This window comes from Saccharopolyspora sp. CA-218241 (assembly GCF_050954615.1).
GTDB classification, from domain to species: Bacteria; Actinomycetota; Actinomycetes; order Mycobacteriales; family Pseudonocardiaceae; genus Saccharopolyspora; species Saccharopolyspora cebuensis.
Map to the genome: position 1 here is coordinate 1,721,437 of NZ_CP191860.1, position 18,029 is coordinate 1,739,465.

At 72.6% G+C, this 18,029-nt stretch carries 14 protein-coding genes; 8 read left to right on the forward strand and 6 right to left on the reverse strand.

Annotated features, from left to right (window positions below; all coding sequences use genetic code 11):
* Positions 1–114 precede the first annotated feature (114 nt).
* Both ACQP0T_RS08410 and ACQP0T_RS08415 read left to right on the forward strand, forming a co-directional pair.
* A complete protein-coding gene (locus ACQP0T_RS08410) occupies positions 115–1,878 on the forward strand; it encodes a Xaa-Pro dipeptidyl-peptidase (RefSeq protein ID WP_433872054.1) in 1,764 nt (587 codons plus the stop codon).
* Positions 1,879–2,054: 176 nt separating this feature from the next.
* Positions 2,055–3,134 (forward strand): DUF4192 domain-containing protein, encoded by a 1,080-nt coding sequence (locus tag ACQP0T_RS08415; RefSeq protein ID WP_433872055.1) that lies wholly within the window; start codon positions 2,055–2,057, stop codon positions 3,132–3,134.
* 35 nt (positions 3,135–3,169) lie between these two features.
* On the opposite strand, the gene galE is transcribed toward ACQP0T_RS08415, so the two are convergent.
* The 3 genes from galE to ACQP0T_RS08430 form a co-directional block, all read right to left on the reverse strand.
* Positions 3,170–4,132, reverse strand: coding sequence for a UDP-glucose 4-epimerase GalE (gene galE, locus ACQP0T_RS08420; RefSeq protein WP_433872056.1), 963 nt, complete (start codon positions 4,130–4,132; stop codon positions 3,170–3,172).
* A 68-nt stretch (positions 4,133–4,200) separates the two neighbouring features.
* Complete coding sequence (gene galK / locus ACQP0T_RS08425; protein WP_433872057.1) at positions 4,201–5,379, reverse strand: galactokinase; 1,179 nt, start codon at positions 5,377–5,379, stop codon at positions 4,201–4,203.
* The gene (locus ACQP0T_RS08430) at positions 5,376–6,074 is read right to left on the reverse strand and encodes a metal-dependent transcriptional regulator (protein ID WP_345365300.1); all 699 of its coding nucleotides are present in this window, start codon (positions 6,072–6,074) and stop codon (positions 5,376–5,378) included. Before ACQP0T_RS08430 ends, galK begins: the two co-directional genes overlap by 4 nt.
* A gap of 120 nt (positions 6,075–6,194) precedes the next feature.
* Between ACQP0T_RS08430 and ACQP0T_RS08435 the strand changes: the two genes are divergently transcribed.
* The 4 genes from ACQP0T_RS08435 to ACQP0T_RS08450 all read left to right on the forward strand — a co-directional run bounded on the left by ACQP0T_RS08435 (position 6,195) and on the right by ACQP0T_RS08450 (position 11,956).
* Positions 6,195–7,046 carry a sulfurtransferase gene (locus ACQP0T_RS08435; protein WP_433872058.1) on the forward strand — a complete coding sequence of 284 codons (852 nt, stop codon included), beginning with the start codon at positions 6,195–6,197 and terminating at the stop codon, positions 7,044–7,046.
* 50 nt (positions 7,047–7,096) lie between these two features.
* Positions 7,097–8,272 (forward strand): acetoin utilization protein AcuC, encoded by a 1,176-nt coding sequence (locus tag ACQP0T_RS08440; RefSeq protein WP_433872059.1) that lies wholly within the window; start codon positions 7,097–7,099, stop codon positions 8,270–8,272.
* A 109-nt stretch (positions 8,273–8,381) separates the two neighbouring features.
* Complete coding sequence (locus ACQP0T_RS08445) at positions 8,382–10,994, forward strand: GNAT family N-acetyltransferase (RefSeq protein WP_433873631.1); 2,613 nt, start codon at positions 8,382–8,384, stop codon at positions 10,992–10,994.
* A 47-nt stretch (positions 10,995–11,041) separates the two neighbouring features.
* Positions 11,042–11,956 (forward strand): alpha/beta hydrolase family protein, encoded by a 915-nt coding sequence (locus ACQP0T_RS08450; protein ID WP_433872060.1) that lies wholly within the window; start codon positions 11,042–11,044, stop codon positions 11,954–11,956.
* Here the strand turns inward: ACQP0T_RS08450 and ACQP0T_RS08455 are convergent.
* Entirely contained in the window at positions 11,912–13,186 is a 1,275-nt protein-coding gene (locus ACQP0T_RS08455; RefSeq protein ID WP_433872061.1) for a YeeE/YedE family protein, read from the reverse strand. The two genes, ACQP0T_RS08450 and ACQP0T_RS08455, sit on opposite strands and share 45 nt — an antisense overlap.
* Positions 13,187–13,326: 140 nt before the next feature.
* Here ACQP0T_RS08455 and ACQP0T_RS08460 point away from each other — a divergent pair, with 140 nt between their 5' ends.
* Positions 13,327–13,782, forward strand: coding sequence for a hypothetical protein (locus tag ACQP0T_RS08460; protein ID WP_345365309.1), 456 nt, complete (start codon positions 13,327–13,329; stop codon positions 13,780–13,782).
* Between the two features lie 153 nt (positions 13,783–13,935).
* Here the strand turns inward: ACQP0T_RS08460 and ACQP0T_RS08465 are convergent, their stop codons facing one another.
* The gene (locus tag ACQP0T_RS08465) at positions 13,936–15,588 is read right to left on the reverse strand and encodes a fumarate hydratase (protein ID WP_433872062.1); all 1,653 of its coding nucleotides are present in this window, start codon (positions 15,586–15,588) and stop codon (positions 13,936–13,938) included.
* Positions 15,589–15,855: 267 nt separating this feature from the next.
* Between ACQP0T_RS08465 and ACQP0T_RS08470 the strand changes: the two genes are divergently transcribed.
* Complete coding sequence (locus tag ACQP0T_RS08470; RefSeq protein WP_433872063.1) at positions 15,856–16,584, forward strand: tyrosine-protein phosphatase; 729 nt, start codon at positions 15,856–15,858, stop codon at positions 16,582–16,584.
* Positions 16,585–16,920: 336 nt separating this feature from the next.
* Here the strand turns inward: ACQP0T_RS08470 and ACQP0T_RS08475 are convergent, their stop codons facing one another.
* Entirely contained in the window at positions 16,921–17,892 is a 972-nt protein-coding gene (locus ACQP0T_RS08475; protein ID WP_433872064.1) for a sigma-70 family RNA polymerase sigma factor, read from the reverse strand.
* Between the last annotated feature and the right edge of the window lie 137 nt (positions 17,893–18,029).

The following is an 18,029-nucleotide window of genomic DNA, read 5'->3' on the forward strand; positions in this document are numbered from 1 at the left end:
CCGACTGTACTCAGCATCCGGCCGCGTGGTCTTGGCGCAAACCCGCCACGGTGGTCGTTGACTTCTCCGCCGCAGGTGAGAAGGGTGCTGATGTCGGAGACCGAGGGAGGCCGCATGCGTCGTGTCCGAGGTGTTCTGCTGGCGTTGCTGTGCGCCCTTCCGCTGTCCGCGGTACCCGCGGCCGCCGCGCCTCCGGGCGGGCCGGTGTTCGAGGACGGGGAAGCCCAGCCGGTCTTCGATCCGGCCCGCGCGGCGCGCGAGGAGCTGTTCGTCGCCGCACCGACCGACTCCGACCGCGACGGGCGGCCGGACGAGGTGCACGTGCAAGTGGTGCGACCGGCCGGGACCGAGCGCGGACTGCGCGTTCCGGTGGTCTACCGGATGAGCCCGTACTTCGCCGACACCAACGAGGTGCCCCACCACGACGTCGACACCGAACTGCACGTGCCGTCGCGTCCCGGCCCGCGGGTCGCGTCGTCCTCGCGGCGGGCGGTGGAGATCGACTGGCGCTACGAGGACTACCTGCTGGCCCGGGGCTACGCCGTCGTCTACGCCGAATCGCTGGGCACCGGGGAGTCGACCGGGTGCCCCACCGCGGGAGGGGAGAACGAGACGATCGGGGCCAAGTCCGTGGTCGACTGGCTCAACGGCCGGGCCTCCGCCCGCAACCGCGACGGACGTCCGGTCGAGGCCGACTGGGCGACCGGACGGGTCGGCATGATGGGCGTCTCCTACAACGGAACGCTGCCCAACGCGGTGGCGACCACCGGGGTGGAGGGGCTGGAGGCGATCGTCCCCATCGCGGCGATCTCCAACTGGTACGACTACTACCGCTCCGACGGGGCGGTCGTGGCACCCGGTGGGTACCAGGGCGAGGACGCCGACGTGCTGGCCAAGTACGTGCACACCCGCGAGGACCGGGAGCCGTGCCGTCCGGTGATCGACGGGCTGACCGCGGCGCAGGACCGGATCACCGGGGACTACAACGAGTTCTGGGACGAGCGCAACTACCTCGACGACGCCGACGAGGTGCGTGCCGCGGTGCTGGCGGTGCACGGGCTCAACGACTGGAACGTCAAGACGCGGCAGGCCGCCCAGTGGTACGCCGCGCTGCGCGAGCACGACGTGCCGCACCGGATCTGGTGGCACCAAGGCGGGCACGTCGATCCGATCTCGCTGCGCGAGCGGGAATGGCTGCGCACGCTGAACCGCTGGTTCACCCGGTACCTGCACGGCGTGCGCAACGGCGTCGAGCAGGAACCCCGCGCGACGATCCAGCGCGCGGACGGGAGCTGGGTGGAGGAGCCGGAGTGGCCCGCACCAGGGGCCCGCGAGGTGGTGCTGCGGCCCACCGCGGGTGGTGACCGGCGAGGCGGGCTGACCGCGGAGCGGGGCGGCCGCCCGGTCGTCGAGGTGCTGCGTGACGACGCCGCGATGCGTGCCGAGGACCTCGTCACCGCCGCGAGCTCACCGCACCGGCTCTCCTACACGACCGAGCCCCTGGACGCGCCGGTGCGGTTGAGCGGAACCGCGCGCGCCGAGCTCGCCCTGCGCTTCGGCGCGCCCGCCGCGAACGTCACCGCGCTGCTGGTGGACCACGCGCCGGACGGCACGGTGGAGATCGTGACTCGGGGGTGGACCGATCCGCAGAACCGGCATGCCCTCGACCGCACGTCCCCCGTCGTGCCGGGCAAGCGGTATTCCGTGGATGTCGCGCTGCAACCGGACGACCACGTCTTCGGCGCGGGCCACCGGATCGGTTTCGCGGTGCTCTCCAGCGATCACGACTTCACCCTGCGGCCGCCGCCGGGAACGGAGCTGGCGTTGGAGTTGCGTCGGAGCAGCCTCGCGCTGCCGGTGCTCGGCCGACTACCCTGATGGGTGAGTTGCGTTGAGTGTGCACCTGTTGTGGTGATGACAATACCGTATCCGGTGACACTCCACAGTGGAGATGATGCTGTCCTCCGAAGTGGCCATCCACAGGGGACCGTCTTCGTCCACAGATTTGGAAATGGGCCTACCGCTGGCCATCGCGGAGCGCGCATCGTCGTGTCATGGCTGCTCGGATCAACACACCCATTCCCGTCACCTCCGACGCGGAACTGCTCGCCGCCGTTCCGCACCTGGTCGGCTTCGCGCCGGCCGATTCGCTGATCGTCATCACCGTGGACGACCCCGGGGGCGCACCGTCCTTCGGCGTGACCGTGCGCGTGGACCTGCCGTGCCCGGGCGGGCGCGGCGCGGTCGCCGAGATGCTGCTGCGCGGCCCGCTGCGCACCCAGCGGACCAGCGCGGTGTTCCTGGTCGTGGTCGGGCACCCGCCCGAACGCGACCCGTGCGGGGAGACGTGCTGTCCACCCGACGAGCCGGGTTCACCACCGAACGCGGTGCTCGTCGACCACCTCGTGCGGCGGTTCCGCGCCCGGGGCATCACGGTCTTGCAAGCGTTGTGGGCACCGGAGATCCGCGCCGGTGCCGCGTACCACGGCTACCTCGACGGCGAGACCGGAGAAGTCGACGACCCGCTGATCTCGCCCGTCGGCACCGCGATGGCCACGGCCGGAGCGGTGACCTTCGGGAGCCGGGAGGAGCTGTGCTCGCTGGTCGCGACCGAAGATCCGGACGCGGTGCAACGCCGTGCCGCCAGGCTCGACGCGCTCACCGAAGAGCGCGAGGACGAGGCAACCGGGTCCGAAATCCTGCACCGGGACGTGAACACCGTCTTCGGGGCGATCCAGCGCACCGCGACCGGTGCCGCGCTGACCGAGGAGGACGTGGTCCGGGTGCTGCTCGCGCTGTCGGACACCAGGGTCCGCGACACCATGCTCGGCACCGTGCTGAGCGAGCAGGCCGGAGCCGCGGAGCAGCTCTGGCTGGAACTGGTCCGCAAGGCACCGGAACCCGAGGTCGCCGACGCCGCCGCACTGCTGGCGTTCGCCGCGTACATGCGCGGTGAAGGCGGGTTGGCCAGCGTCGCCCTGGAACGGATCGAGCAGGTCCGGCCCGATCACCGGCTCGGAACGCTGCTGCGGCACGCGATGGACGCGGGGATCACACCCGCCGATCTGGCGGTCGTCGCCCGCGATGCGGCCGAGGACGCCCGGATCATGATGGACGAGGAGGATGCGTGGTGATCGCCGTGCTCATCGCCCGCGCCGTGCGGCGCGGCTCAGCCGGTGTGGCGCTGCCGGGCGAACTCCCAGGCATCCCGCACGATGGTGTCCAGCTCGGCGCGCTGCGGCCGCCAGCCGAGCTCGTGCCGGGCCCGCTCGCTGGAGGCGACCAGCGAAGCGGGGTCCCCGGCGCGGCGTGGCGCGACGGCCGCGGGCACCGGGTGGCCCGTGACCCGGCGGCAGGTGTCGATCACCTGCTTGACGGAGAACCCGGTGCCGTTGCCGAGGTTGTAGATCCGGTGCTCCCCGGCGACCGCGTGCTCCAGCGCCAGCAGGTGCGCGTCGGCGAGGTCGGTCACGTGGATGTAGTCCCGGACGCAGGTGCCGTCCTCGGTCGGCCAGTCGTCACCGAAGATCTGCACCTGGTCGCGTTGCCCCAAGGCGACCTGGAGCACGATCGGGATCAGGTGGGTCTCCACCGCGTGCCGCTCGCCGAACGCACCGTGCGCACCCGCGACGTTGAAGTACCGCAGGCTGGTCGCGGCGATGCCGTGCGCGGTCGCGTAGGACGTGATCGCGTGGTCGATGGCCAGCTTGGTCGCGCCGTAGGTGTTCGTCGGCCGTGCCGGGGCATCCTCCCGGATCGACGTCGATTCCGGTTCGCCGTAGGTCGCGGCGGTCGAGGAGAACACCAGCCGAGGCGTGCCGTGCTCCCGCATCGCGTCCAGCAGGCGCAGCGAGGTGACCACGTTGCCCCGCCAGTACTTGCCCGGGTCCTCCATCGATTCGCCGACCAACGACTTGGCGGCGAAGTGCAGCACCCCGTCGAACGAGCTGGCCAGGACCTCACCGGCCACCTCGGCGATGTCGCCCCGGACGAACGAGCAACCGTCGGGGACCGCGTCGGCGTGCCCGGTGGAGAGGTCGTCGACGACGACGACCTCGTGACCGGCCTCCACCAAGCGGGCCGCGTTGACGCTGCCCACGTAGCCTGCGCCACCCGTGACGAGGAGCTTCACCTGCGTACTGCCTTCCGTGCGAGATCAGGGGGACCGCCGTGCGGCGGGAGCGGGACGTCGCGCACCGCTCAGCGATCACGGCCCGCCCCGGCGGAGGGTATCGCTGCGAACAGACGGGGGCTCGCCAGCCCTCGGCGCTCGAAGCCCGCGACGACGGCGTCCTCGATGACCTCGCGGGACACGGTCGGAACCAGCGCGATCGCCGACCCGCCGAAGCCGCCGCCGATCATCCGGGCACCGAGGGCGCCGGCGGCCAGGGCACCGTCCACCGCGAGGTCGAGTTCCGCGCTGGAAACCCGGTAGTCGTCGCGCAGGCTCGTGTGCGAGGCGGTGAGCAGCGGGCCGACCTCGGCGTAGTGCCCGTCGCGCAGCAGCGCGACGGTGCGCAGCACCCGCTCGTCCTCCGTCACCACGTGGCGGACCAGCGGGCGCAGCTCCTCGGGCAGCCGGGGCAGCACCGCGCCCAGGTCCGCCTCGGCGACGTCGCGCAGGGCCGCGACCTCGAGCAGCTCCGCGGCCCGCTCACAGCCCCGTCGCCGGTCGCCGTAACCGGATTCGGCGTGCGAGTGCTTGGTGCGGGTGTCGATCACCAGCAGTTCGAGCCCGGCGCTGAGCGGGTCGAACGGGATCTGCTCGGAGTCCCCGGAGCGCACGTCGTAGAACAGCACGTGCGCCTCGGTGCAGCGAAGCGAAGCGGTCTGGTCGAGCAATCCGGTGTAGGCACCGACGAAGTCGTTCTCCGCGCGCTGCACGAAGCGGGCGATTTCGGTGCGGCTCGGCGCACCCGGGTCGCCGGGAGCCCGGCCGGCCAGCTGGAGCAGGGCCAGCGCCACCGCGCACTCCAACGCGTGCGAGGAGGACAAGCCCGCACCGGTCGGCACCTCGCCGACGAGGACCAGATCGGCGCCCGGGAGGGCGAAGCCGGCCTCGCGCAGCGCCCACGCGACGCCGGCCGGGTAAGCCGCCCAACCGGACGGCTGGCCCGGGCGCAGCTCGGCGAGCCGGACGTCGGCCGCGCGGTGCAGTCGACCATCGTCGCCGAACGTGGCCATGCCCAGCACGTCGTCCGCCCGCGCCCGCACGGCGACGGCGGTGCGGTGCGGGAGCGCGCAGGGGAGCACGAAACCGTCGTTGTAATCGGTGTGCTCGCCGATCAGGTTGAGCCGACCCGGGGCCGACCACACCGCGTCGGGCTCGTGCCCGTGTTCCGCGGTGAACAGTTCCGCGGCGCGTTCGGCGGCGGTCACTTCGCGCGCACCATCACCGCGTGGGCGATGCCGACCGACAGCTCGGTGGCGCCGCCGTTGTCACCGCGGAGCTGGATCGGCTTGTTCGGTCCGACCACGGGCATGACCTCGACCTCGCTGCCGGGGACGACGCCGACTTCCCTGAGCTCGGTCATCAGATCGGGGTCGAGCTGGACGTGCTCGGCGATGCGGCACACCTTGACCCGGCCACCGCCGGCCCGGGCGATCTCGTCGACGCGCTGGAGATCGGTCTCGGCGGTGATGTCGGTGAAGTCGACGCCGAGTTCGTCGAGACCGGGGATCGGGTTGCCGTACGGGGAGGTGGTGGGACTGCCCAGCAGCTTGACGAGCTTGCGCTCGACCGCCTCGCTCATCACGTGTTCCCAGCGGCAGGCCTCGTTGTGCACGTGTTCCCACTCCAGGCCGATCACGTCCACGAGCAGGCGTTCGGCGAGGCGGTGCTTGCGCATCACGCTGATGGCCCGGGCGCGCCCGGCCTTGGTGAGCTCCAAGTGGCGATCTTCGGCGACGGTGAGGAGTCCGTCACGTTCCATCCGCGCGACGGTCTGGCTCACCGTCGGGCCGCTCTGCTCCAAGCGCTCGGCGATCCGTGCCCGCAGCGGAACTACGCCTTCTTCCTCCAGGTCGTAAATCGTGCGGAGGTACATCTCGGTGGTATCGATGAGATCGTTCACGTCGGCTCCCCATTCAAGTCCCAACCACGATGCTAGTCCCACCGGGCGACAGCGGTCAGTGGTCGGGGAGTTGACTAGCCGGTTCTCAGACGGACCCCGTCCGGGCTACGAAAGGTCGTCATGCAACCGTTGATCAGGACCAATGATCTCATGGACCGACTCGGTCGGGAGCCTCGCCCGACCGTGCTGGACGTCCGGTGGAGCCTGCTCGGCCCACCCGGGAGGCAGGATTACGAACGCGGTCACCTGCCTGGTGCCGTGTTCGTCGATCTGGACACCGAACTGGCGGCGCCGCCCGGCCCGGCAGGCAGGCACCCGTTGCCCGATCCGGAGGCGTTGGAGGCGGTGCTCCGGCGCGCCGGGGTGGACCAGGACCGGCCGGTCGTGGTCTACGACGCGGACAACGGATCCGCGGCGGCCCGGGCGTGGTGGCTGCTGCGCTGGGCGGGCCACCGCGAAGTCGCCGTCCTCGACGGCGGCTACGCGGCCTGGCTCGACGCGGGCCTGCCCACCGAGGCGGCCGTTCCGAGTCCCGCGCCCGGTGACCTCCGGGTGCGCCCCGGCTCGATGCCGGTGCTCGACGCCGATGCCGCCGCCGAGCTCGCCCGGGAGGGCAGCCTGCTCGACGCCAGGGCCCCGGAGCGCTACCGGGGCGAGGTCGAGCCGGTGGACCCGCGTCCGGGGCATGTCCCCGGCGCGGTCAACGCCCCGTTCGCCGAGCACGTGGACGAGCGCGGTCGCTGGCGCTCGCCTGCGGACCTCGCGGCGCGGTTCGCCGACCTCGGGGTGCGACCCGGCGAGCCGGTGGGCGCCTACTGCGGCTCGGGCATCACGGCCTCCTCGGTGGTGCTCGCCCTCGAACACGCCGGGGTGACGAGCGCGGACCGGCCCGCGCCCCTGTACGCGGGGTCCTGGTCGCACTGGGCGGCCGACCCGGCTCGTCCGGCCGCCACCGGTCGGGAACGGGGGTGAGCCGATTCCGGAGGCTGTGTCGGACACCACCGGAGAGGTAGCGTCCGGGTATGGGTACTCCGTGCGCCGTGGTGTGGGATGAGGCACTCCTCGACTACGACCTCGGTGGTCATCATCCGCTGCACCCGGTCCGGCTCGACCTGACGATGCGCCTGGCGCGGTCGCTGGGCGTGCTGGACGGCATCGAGGTGATCGAGCCGCGGCTCGCCACCGATCCCGAGCTCGAGCGCGTGCACACCGCGGACTACCTGGCGGCGGTGCGCGAAGCCCCGCACACCGGCTGGGACGTCGGGCACGGTCTGGGCACCGGCGACAACCCGATCTTCGACCGGATGCACGAAGCGTCGGCGCGCGTCGCGGGCGGCTCGATCACGGCCGCGGAGCAGATCGTGACGGGCCGGGCGGATCGGGCGGTGAACCTCTCCGGCGGGCTGCACCACGCGATGGCCGGGCACGCCGCGGGCTTCTGCGTCTACAACGACTGCGCGGTGGCCATCGCGTGGTTGCTGGAGCAGGGCGTCGAACGGATTGCCTACCTGGACGTCGACGTGCACCACGGCGACGGCGTCCAGGCGGCGTTCTACGCCGACCCGAGGGTGTTGACCGTGTCGCTGCACCAGCACCCGCTCACGCTGTGGCCGGGGACCGGGTTCCCGACCGAGGTCGGCGGGGACGCGGCGGACGGGTCGGCGGTGAACATCGCGCTGCCGCCGGGTACGGGAGACGCGGAGTGGCTGCGCGCCTACCACGCCGTGGTCCCGTCGCTGCTCGACGCCTTCCGCCCGCAGGTGCTGGTCACCCAGAGCGGCGCTGACGCGCACCGCGAGGACCCGTTGGCCGACCTCGGGCTGACGGTGGACGGGCAGCGCGCCAGCTACCAGGCGATGCGGGAGTGGGCGGAGCGCTACGCGGGCGGCAAGTGGCTCGCGCTCGGCGGGGGCGGGTACTCGCTGTTCCGCGTGGTCCCGCGGGCGTGGACGCATCTGCTGGCGACCTTGCTGGACCGGGACGTCGCGCCGAACACCACCGTGCCGGACGACTGGATAGCGCACGCCGTCTCGGTCGCGCCCGATATCGCGCTGCCGACGTCGATGACCGACGGCGGGAACCCGGAGTTCCGGCCATGGGCCGGCGTCACCGATTCCCCGGTCGACACGGCGATCCGCGACACCCGGCACGCGGTGTTCCCGCTGCACGGGCTGGACCCGGTGGACAGCCGTGACTGAGGGCGCCGGAGGAAACGCCGACCGGTCGCCGGGGGCGGAAGGCGCGCCGGGTGCCGGTCCGCCGCCGGACGGGACCCCGGCGGAGTACCCGCGCCGGTGGGAAGCCGACGTGGTGCTCTCCGACGGCGGCACCGTGCACCTGCGCCCGATCACCCCGGACGACGCCGAGAAGGTGATCGCCTTCCACGGTCGGCTGAGCATGCGGACCCGCTATTTCCGCTACTTCGGCCCGTACCCGCGGATGCCCCGGCGCGACGTCGAGCGCTTCACCGTCGTGGACTACCGTGACCGGGTCGCGCTCATCGCCATGCTCGGCGAGGACATCGTCGCGGTCGGCCGCTACGACCGGCTCGGCGAGCAGCTCTCCGCCGAGGTGGCCTTCGTGGTGCAGGACGAGCACCAGGGGCGCGGGCTGGGGTCGATCCTGCTGGAACACCTCGCCGCAGCGGCGCGGGAGAGCGGACTGCGCCGCTTCGTCGCCGAGGTGCTCGCGGAGAACTCGACCATGGTGCGGGTCTTCCGGGACGCCGGTTACCAGGTGAGCCGGGCGATGGAGGAAGGCGTCGTGCACCTGGAGTTCGACATCGACCCGACGGAGAAGTCCCTGGAGGTCGCCCGGGCGCGGGAGCAGGCGGCGGAGGCCCGCAGCGTGCACAACGTGCTGCATCCCCGGTCGGTCGCGGTCATCGGTGCCTCCACCGATCACGCCAAGATCGGGCACGCCGTGCTCACCAGCCTGCTCACCGCGGACTTCACCGGGCCGGTCTACCCGGTGAACCCGGAGCACCGGGCGGTGCGCGGGGTGCGCGCCTACCCCTCGGTGCTCGACATCCCCGACGAGGTTGACCTGGCCGTGGTCGCCATCCCCGCGGCCGGGGTCGTCGAGGTGCTCGACGCCTGCCTCGCCAAGGGCGTGAAGGCCCTCGTCATCGTCAGCTCGGGCTTCAGCGAGGCGGGCCCGGAGGGACGCGAGGTGGAACGCGACATGGTGCGCGCCGCGCGGGTCCACGGGATGCGGGTGGTCGGCCCCAACGCGCTCGGCGTGGTCAACACCCACCCCGACCACCGGCTCAACGCCAGCCTGGCGCCCCGGTTGCCGGGCCGGGGGCGCACCGGCTTCTTCTGCCAGTCCGGCGCGCTCGGCGTCGCGATCCTGGCCACCGCCACCGAACGCGGGCTCGGCCTGTCGACGTTCGTGTCCGCGGGCAACCGCGCCGACGTCTCCGGCAACGACCTGCTCCAGTACTGGCAGACCGATCCCTCGACCGACGTCGTGCTGCTGTACCTGGAGTCGTTCGGCAACCCGCGCAAGTTCGCCCGGCTGGCCCGGCGGTTGGCCCGCACCAAGCCGATCGTGGTGGTCAAGTCCGGCCGCAACGCGGTGCGCGCGGGGTTGGCCGCCACCTCGGTGCAGATCGACGAGACCAGCGTGCAGGCGTTGTTCGAGCAGTCCGGGGTGATCCGCGTCGAGTCGGTGGCGCAGATGTTCGACACCGCGCTGCTGCTCGCGCACCAGCCGCTGCCCGCGGGCAACCGGGTCGCCATCGTCGGCAACTCCTCGGCGCTGGGGATGCTCGCCGCCGACGTGGCGCAGGCGCAGGACCTGCGGCTGGCGGGCACCCCGGTCGACGTGGGCGCTTCGGCGGGGCCCGTCGAGTTCGCCGCCGCCGTCCGCGACGCCGCGCTGCGCGACGACGTGGACGCCCTGGTCACCGTGTTCGCCCCGCCGGTGGCGGTGCCGGGCGCGGCGTACGCGCGGGCGCTGCGGGAGGCGCTGCACGAGGCCGACGCGGCCCGCTCCAAGCCGGTCGTGACCACCTTCCTCGGTGCCGAGGGCGTGCCCGACGAGCTCGCCGTCCCCGGCCCGGACGCCGCTGCGGACAAGGGGTCGGTGCCGTCCTACCCGAGCCCGGAACGCGCGGTCCTGGCGCTGGCCAGGGCCACCCGGTACGCGCGGTGGCGCAGCGCGCCGCAGGGCGACTTCGCCCGACCCCCGGGCCTCGACGCCGAGCGGGCGCGGGCCCTGGTCGAGGAGTGGGTGGCGGCCGGGGTGGAGCGGCTCGGTGATGAGCAGGCGGTGGCGCTGCTGGCCTGCTACGGCATCGACCTCGAGCCGTTCCGGATGGTCGCCGACGCCGGGGCGGCCGTTCGCGCCGCCGAGGGGCTCGGCTATCCGGTGGTGCTCAAGGCCAGCACCGATCAGCTGCGCCACCGCAGCGACCTCGCCGGGGTGCGGCTGGACCTCGGCGGGCCGGAGGCGGTGCGCGCCGCCTACCACGACCTCGCCCGGCTCGCCGGGTGCGACGGGGTCTACGTGCAGCGGATGGCCGCCCGCGGCACCTCCTGCGTCATCGACCTGGTCGAGGACCCGTCCTTCGGCGCCCTGGTGTCCTTCGGCCTGGCCGGGGTGGCCAGCGAGCTGCTCGGGGACAAGGCCTACCGCGCGGTGCCGCTCACCGACGTCGACGTGCACGCCTTGGTGCGGGCGCCCAAGGCGGCTCCGCTGCTGGCCGGGTACCGGGGTGACGAGCCGGCCGACCTCGCCGCGCTGGAGGACGTGGTGCTGCGGGTGGCGGTCCTCGCCGAGGACCTGCCGGAGGTGCGCGACCTGCAGCTCCAGCCGGTGCTCGCCTCGGCCGCGGGAGTGGCGGTGACCGGGGCCCGGATCTGCATCGGGACGTCGCCGGGGGAACGGGACGTCGGGCCGCGCCGACTCCGCTGACCCCCGCACCCCTGTCCGAAACAACAGAGTTTCGTTAATCTGGCGCCGTGGCTGACGACACCACTGTGGACGCCCCCGCCCCCGTCGTGCTCGGCATGGTCCCGGCAGGCGGGCACCGGCTCAAGGTCCGCGCCCTCGCCCAGGAGGACGCCAGCGCGCCGGTCGTGGTGGTGCTGCCCGCGATGGGCGTGCCCGCGCGGTACTACCGGGCCTTCGTCGGGCAACTGCACCAGCGGGGACTCACCGCGGTCACCTTCGACCTGCGCGGGCAGGGGGAGAGCACCCCGGTGGCCGCGCGCCGGGTGCGCTACGGCTACCAGCACCTGGTCGACGACCTCGGGGACGTGCTCGGGCTCGTCGAGTCCTTCTACCCGCGCGCACCCCGCTACCTGCTCGGGCACAGCCTCGGCGGCCAGGTCGCCATGCTGCACGCGGCCCGCTACCCGCACCGGGTGCGGGGCGTGGTGCTGGTCGCCGCCGGATCGGTGTGGTTCCGCGGCTTCCCCCGAGCGCGCCGCGCGGGCGTCCTGGCCGCCACGCAGCTCGTCGCCGGGGTCTCCGCGGTGCTCGGCTTCTGGCCCGGCCACCGGTTCGGGTTCGGCGGGCGGCAGGCCGGGCACCTGATGCGCGACTGGGCCCGCAACGCGCGGACCGGCCGGTACGCGCTGGCCGGCTCCTCCTACAACTACGAGGCCGCGTTGTCCCGGCTGCGGCTGCCGCTGCTGACGGTCAGCGTCGCCGACGACTGGTTGGCGCCGCCCACGTCGGTCGACCACCTGGTCGGCAAGGCGCCCCGAGCCCCGCGCACGCACCGGCACTACACCTCGGAGCAGGCCGGTCCCGGAGACCTCGGCCACTTCGCCTGGACCCGCCGATCCGGCGAGCTCGCCCGCTGGATCGGCGAGTGGGTGGGCGGATCAGCAGACCGAGTCGGTCGGCTTGGGCACCGACAGGCGGAATAGCGGGCGCAGCTTCAGCCCGATCCAGGTGCCGACCAGGGCCAGCAGGCCCCACGCCCACCCGTGGGCGGAGAACGAGGCGATGCCCCCGAAGTAGGCGCCGATGTTGCAGCCGTAGGCCAGCCGGGCGCCATAGCCCATCAGCAGGCCGCCGATCGCCGCGGCCGCGACGACCCGCAGCGGTAGCTTCTTGGCCAGCACGAACGCCCCGGACGCGGCCGAGGCCACCAGCGCGCCGGCGATGATCCCGAAGTCCAGCACCGAGGTGGCGTCGGCCAGCACCGGCTGGGACAGCGCCGCGGCCTTCTCGCCCTGCCAGTACGGCCAGCTCGCCACGTCGACGCCGAGCGCCTGCAACGCCTTGGAACCCCACAGCACGAAAGCCGAGGTGATGCCCCACGGCGTGCCCCGGGTCAGCAGGACCACCGCGTTGAGCGCGGCCAGCAGCAGCGCGCCGACCCACAGCGGCCACGAACCGCGCACGATCCGCCACAACCCGCGCGCCGACGGCGGACGCCCCGCCTGGGGCGCGTCGTGGCGGCGGGCCCAGCGCACGGCGATGAAGCCGATCACCGCCAGCACCCCGACTTGCAGCACCGCCGCACCGGCGTAGCCGAGCCCGGTGTCCTCGGCCAGCGAGAACGAGCCCATCGTGATCGCGTCGGCGCTCCAGAAGGGCATGTGCAGGGCGCCGAGCACCGATCCGCAGATGAAGAAGAACAGCGTGATGACCAGCAGGGTGTTGCCGCCGCCCACGGCGAACAGGGTGCCCGAGGCGCAGGCGCCGCCGAGCTGCATCCCGATGCCGAACAGCACTGCGCCGACCACCAGGCTCAGCCCGAGCGGCTCGACGTAGCCCTCCGGCTGACCGCCGAAGAACGTCACCCCGCCCGCCAGGATGGGCGCGAACAGCACCGTCGCGGCGCCCAGCATGAGCAGGTGCGCCCGGATGCCGGACGTCTGGCCCACCGAGACGAGCTGCCGCCACGCCGAGGTGAAGCCGAACCGGGAGTGGAACAGGGTCAGGCCGAGTGCGAGGCCGAGCACGGCCAGCACGGCGGCCTGCGCCCCGGCGACCGCACCGGCGCCCGCGATGAGCGCGGCGCCCGCGACGATCCCGACGGTGAGCGGAACCCACTGCGGGCGCGGCAGGGCCTGCGCGGCCGGTTCGGTCGCGGCCGGGGCCTGCGATTCGGCAGCGACGCGCGGGTCGACTGGGGCGGACGAGGACATGGGCGCACTCCAAGCGGAACGGGATGACCGCCGTTGACAACACCACGAGCGGCGGGCCCGATTCCACCCGTTCCGGAATCTGGGAAAACCGGGATCCCCGGCCGCGCAACCCGTGCGGGGGCGGCTTCCGTCTTCCCGGCATGAGACGCCTGCACACCACAGTGGGCGCGGCGGCGTTGCTCCTCGGGGTGACGGCCTGCGCTCAACAGCCCGCAGAGGACATCGGCTTCGGCGGTCAGCCGCCCGCCCCACCCGGGCCGGTGGCACCGAAACCGGAGGCCGAACGGACACCGATCGCGGAATCCGCAGTGGACGCCGAACGGTTGCCGCGAGGATATCCGCGCCAGGTCTGGACCCAGGACGGGGGGACCGTGGTGGTCGCCACCGGCCAGGAAGGAGGGTGCAGCCAGGTGCACGCCGAAGTGGCCGAGCAGACCGCCCAGCACGTCACCGTCCGGTTCGTGGAGGAAACACCGGAGCCACCGGGGATGTGCACGATGGATCTCCGCTACCCGCCGGTGGCGGTGCGCCTGGACGCTCCGCTGGACCAGCGCACCGTCGTCCTGGAGCAGCAGGACGTGAAGGTGCCGCGCTGACCGCCTGGTGCGCCCACCGGTCCGATCGGTGGCCCCAGCAGTCCCTCCGGACGCACCCACCTCGGCGGTCCCGCCGCGAGGACGGCCCCGCAGCGGGGAACCGCCGAGGTGGGTGCGCGGACCCGGCCCCGTGCGGGGCCGGGTGCGGTCCGCTCAGCGGTTGAAGGAGATCTGCAGGGTCGGGGTGGTGGCTTCGGCGAAGAAGTCGTTGCCCTTGTCGTCCACGACGACGAACGCGGGGAAGTCCTCGACCTCGATCTTCCAGACGGCCTCCATGCCGAGCTCGGCGTATTCGAGGACCTCGACCGAGCGGATGCAGTCCTGGGCCAGCCTGGCGGCGGGCCCGCCGATCGAGCCCAGGTAGAACCCGCCGTGCGCGCGGCAGGATTCGGTCACCTGCTTCGACCGGTTGCCCTTGGCGAGCATGACGTGCGAGCCGCCCGCCGCCTGGAACTGCTCGACGTAGCCGTCCATCCGGCCCGCGGTGGTCGGGCCGAACGAACCCGACGGGTATCCGTCCGGGGTCTTGGCCGGGCCGGCGTAGTACACCGGGTGGTCGCGCAGGTACTGCGGCATCGGTTCGCCGGCGTCGAGCCGCTCGGCGATCTTGGCGTGGGCGATGTCGCGCGCCACCACCAGCGGACCGGTCAGCGACACCCGGGTTTTGACCGGCAGCGTCGAGAGCACCTCCCGGATCCGCGACATCGGCTGGTTCAGGTCGATGCGCACGACCTCGTCGGAGAGCTGCGCGTCGTCGACCTCCGGCAGGTACCGGGCCGGATCCCGTTCGAGCTGCTCCAGGAACACGCCTTCCGGGGTGATCTTGGCCTTGGCCTGCCGGTCCGCCGAGCACGACACCGCCACGCCCACCGGCAGCGAGGCGCCGTGCCGGGGCAGCCGGATGACCCGCACGTCGTGGCAGAAGTACTTGCCGCCGAATTGCGCGCCGATGCCGAACTGCCGGGTCATCTCCAGCACCTGCTGCTCCATCTCGACGTCGCGCAGCGCGTGCCCCGAGGGCGATCCGGCGCGCGGCAGCTCGTCGAGGTAGCGGGCGGAGGCCAGCTTCGCGACCTTGAGGTTGTACTCGGCGGACATGCCGCCGACGACGATCGCCAGGTGGTACGGCGGGCAGGCCGCGGTGCCCAGGGAGCGCAGCTTCTCCTCCAGGAACCGGCCGAGGCGGGTCGGGTTCAGCAGCGCCTTGGTCTCCTGGTACAGGAAGGTCTTGTTCGCGCTGCCGCCGCCCTTGGCCAGGAACAGGAACTCGTAGGCCGGGTCGGTGCCGGGCTTGTGGGACAGCTCGATCTGCGCGGGCAGGTTGCTGCCGGTGTTGCGCTCCTCCCAGAAGTTCAGCGGGGCCATCTGGGAGTAGCGCAGGTTGAGATCCTGGTAGGCGTCGAAGACGCCGCGGGCCAGCAGCTCCTCGTCCCCGCCCCCGGTGAGCACGGCCTCGGTGCGCTTGCCGATCACGATCGCGGTGCCGGTGTCCTGGCACATCGGCAGCACGCCCCCTGCGGACACGCACGCGTTGCGCAGCAGGTCGGTGGCCACGAACCGGTCGTTGGCGCTGGCCTCGGGGTCGTCGACGATGGCCTTGAGCTGGGCCAGGTGGGAGGGCCGCAGCAGGTGCTGGATGTCCTTGACGGCCTCGGCGGCCAGCGCGGTGAGCGTGCCGGGCTGGATTTCGAGGAACTTCCGCCCGGCCGCCTCGACGAGCCGGACCCCGTCCTCGGTCAGCAGGCGGTACTCGGTGGGATCGGGACCGAGGGGCAGCACCTCGGTGAAGTCGAAGGTGGTGGTCACGTCGCCGCTCCTTTGCGCGCGTTCGGGTACGCCGACCCAATAAACACCGCGCGCGGCGGGGCGCCCAGCCCGGGGTTGCGGTGGCCGGAAGCGCGTCGCACGACGTCGGAGGCTCCGCGAGCGCACTCGGAGGTGTTCCGGAGCCGCTGGTCAAGGGGATGTGGAGTTGGTAACTGCCGGGGAATGCGCCGGGTGGGTCTGGTCGCCGGTGGGCGGGGCTGCGAGGCTGGCAGCCCAGAAGACGCGCGACATCGAGGAGAAGTGCCCTTGTCGACCACGGAATCGCCGCTCAGCGGCCTGGTCAACCTGCGGGACCTGGGTGGTCAGCCGGTGTCCGACGGCGTGGTGACCCGGACCGGCGTGGTGTACCGCAGCGATGCGCCGCACGACGGCGACCGCGAACCCGAGGTGGTCCCGGAGTGGCCGCCGGCGGTCGTGATCGATCTGCGCGAACCCGCCGAGCTGTCCGGGGCGGTGCACCCGCTGGCCGGGATCGCCGAGGTGCGCCCGATGGCGCTGCTCGCGGGGATCGACCCCACCGCGGAAGCCGAGGACGGCGATCACGAGCTGACCGCGATGTACCGGGCGATCCTGCGCCAGGCGGGGGAGCGGGTCGCCGAGGTGTTCCGGATCGCCCTGGCCGCCGAGGGTCCGGTGCTGGTGCACTGCGCCGCGGGCAAGGATCGCACTGGTGTGATCAGCGCGCTGCTGCTCAGCGCGGCCGGGGTCCGGGAGGACGCGATCGTCGCCGATTACGTGCGCACCGATCGCAACATGTACCGGGTGCTGCAACGGCTCGACGTCGCCCCCGAACTGCCGCCCGGGGTCGACGAGGAGGACGTGATGCAGCTGGCCTCGACGCCGGTCGACGCGATCGAAGCGGTGCTGGCGTGCTTCGCCGAGCACCCCGACCAGGCCGCGGGCTGGCTGCGGGCGCACGGGGTGACCGAGGCGGAGCTGCAGCGGTGGCGCGAGCGGTTCCTGACCGAGGCCTGACGCGCGAATCGGGAGGTCGGACCCGCGACGAAGGCGGGTCCGGCCTCCCGGGGATGGCGACGAGGTGGGCCCTCGCCGCGGGGCTCCTGCGCCGGACCGCTCAGGACCTGTCACCGCGGGCTTCGACGAACGGGGGCCGCCGCCACCCGCGAGAGGTGGCGCCGCGGTCCCGCGGGGCCTTCTCGCGAGGACGCGGTCCGAGGGCGCGGAGGCCGCTGAGTTCTACGGCTCGTCGAGTTCGAAGAGCCGAGGCGAGTGCGGAGACGGGTCCCAGGGTGGGGGCCCGGCGGTGGGGCGTCAACGCGCCGAACGGGTGCAACCCGTCCGGCGCGCCGGTCAGCTCGCGTAGGCCCGGAGCCGGTCGGCCCGGTCGCCCTGGCGCAGCTTGGCCATGACTTCGCGTTCGATCTGGCGGACCCGCTCGCGGGAAAGCCCGAACGCCTTGCCGATCTGGTCGAGGGTGCGCGGCTGGCCGTCGTCGAGGCCGTAGCGCATCCGGATCACCGCCTGCTCGCGCTCCTCCAGCGTGCCCAGCACTCGGCGGAGGTCGTCCTGCAGGAAGCCGGAGATCACCGCGTTCTCCGCGTCCGCGGACTCGGAGTCCTCGATGAAGTCGCCGAGCGGGGCGTCCTCCTCGGAACCGACCGGCATGTCCAGGCTGACCGGGTCGCGCGAGTGGTCCATCAGGTCGATGACCTTGGTCACCGTCATGCCGGCCTCCTCGGCCAGCTCCTCGTCGGTGGCCTCGCGGCCGAACTTCTGGTGCAGGTCGCGCTTGATCCGGGCCAGCTTGTTGACCTGCTCGACCAGGTGGACGGGAAGCCGGATGGTGCGGCTCTGGTCCGCCATGCCGCGGGTGATGGCCTGCCGGATCCACCAGGTCGCGTACGTGGAGAACTTGAAGCCCTTGGTGTAGTCGAACTTCTCCACCGCGCGGATGAGGCCGAGGTTGCCCTCCTGGATCAGGTCCAGCAGCGGCATGCCGCGGCCGGTGTAGCGCTTGGCCAGGCTGACCACCAGGCGGAGGTTGGCCTCCATCAGGTGATTCTTGGCCCGGCGGCCGTCGCGCACCACGGCGTTGAGGTCCGAGCGCCGCTCCCGGGACAGCGTGTCGTCGGTCTCCAAGAGGTGCTTGGCGAACACACCCGCCTCGATCCGCTTGGCGAGGTCGACCTCCTCCTGGGCGGTGAGCAGCGCGGTCCGCCCGATCCCGTTGAGGTACACGCGCACCAAGTCGGCCGACGGGCCTTGGTTGTCCAGGTCCTCGGGGGCGGTGGTGGTCGGGTTGGCGGTCTGCGGGACGGTCATTGTGCTCCCTCCCTGGCGGGCTGGCTTGGCGGGCGCAATCACACCTTCGCCGGACGGCGAGGGTGCTGCGGACGCGTACGCTCGGAGGTGAAGGGTTCCGAGTGCCACGTCGACGTCTGTGTTGTAGGGGTTCCAGA